Source organism: Methylobacterium bullatum, assembly GCF_014845095.1.
In the GTDB taxonomy this organism is placed as follows: Bacteria; Pseudomonadota; Alphaproteobacteria; order Rhizobiales; family Beijerinckiaceae; genus Methylobacterium; species Methylobacterium bullatum.
Genome location: NZ_NKUG01000303.1, coordinates 1 through 575, shown reverse-complemented (window position 1 = coordinate 575; position 575 = coordinate 1). Strand labels below are relative to the sequence as shown.

General features: G+C 73.2%; 1 protein-coding gene. It reads right to left on the bottom strand.

Annotated elements, in window-relative coordinates; genetic code table 11:
- Positions 1-575: HugZ family pyridoxamine 5'-phosphate oxidase (locus MBTS_RS23300; RefSeq protein WP_192216607.1), on the bottom strand; the 575-nt coding region annotated here is incomplete at both ends.

Genomic DNA, 575 nt, shown 5'->3' with positions numbered 1-575 from the left:
AGGGCGAGGGCGTCGGCATGGTCCGCATTCATGTGCTCCACCGCCCCGCGCTCGCCGGCGATCAGGGTCTCGGCCCCCGACAGGTCGAGGCGGAGCTCGGCGGGGGTCAGCGTCGCCGCCTTGGCGAAGCCCCCGTTGAGATGCCCGGCGCCGGGTTCCAGGGCGAAGAAGCCGAAATCGGGGAAATCCGCGTAGAGCTTCGCCTTCGGGTGGCGGGCGACGAAGCGCTCGCGGATGCGCGGCTCCGTCGTTTGGCTCACCCGGCCGGTGACGGTGAGGCGGGGATGGGCCAGGGGATCGCCCTTGCCGCCGGCGCTGAACAGCAGCGAGGCGCGGGGATCGGCCAGGAGGTTGCGCGTATGCGCCGAAAGGCGCGAGAGCAGCATCAGGGGGGTGCCGTCCACATCCGTGGCGATCGTCACCAGCGAGGCGAAGGGCGTCCCGTCCTCGGCGTCGAGGGTGGCCAATGCCCCGGAGCGGATGCTGCGCAGGAGATGCCGGGCGAGGCCGATGGCATCGAACGGGGCCTCCGAGGCCGGGAGCGGAGCGGCGGGACCCCGCCGCTGCGGCGGTGC